At 52.2% G+C, this 253-nt stretch carries 1 pseudogene; it reads right to left on the minus strand.

Going from position 1 to position 253, the window contains the following annotated elements:
- Positions 1–253: pseudogene (locus AF337_RS44150) on the minus strand (hypothetical protein); the annotation flags it as partial.

A 253-nucleotide genomic window follows, 5' to 3' on the forward strand; every position in this document is an offset into this window, starting at 1 on the left:
AAGGCATTGCAGTTGTATACCGATGCCTCCCAGAGACGAGAGGTTGCCTGCAGTTTGCGTATATACGCAACTGTGTCGTTATATTCATTATCACTCAGCATCACACGCCAGCTTGCTGATCTGTACTGCTCTTCCAGGTCACCATCCGTTGGTCCGGTCGAGGCCGGAACCGGTATGAAGTGGCCTATTACATACTGCGCGGCATCGGGAGAAGCTGGGGCAAGCCCTGCAACTTCGGGATTGATCATATTTC

The organism is Rhizobium ecuadorense (genome assembly GCF_001187535.1).
GTDB lineage: Bacteria > Pseudomonadota > Alphaproteobacteria > Rhizobiales > Rhizobiaceae > Rhizobium > Rhizobium ecuadorense.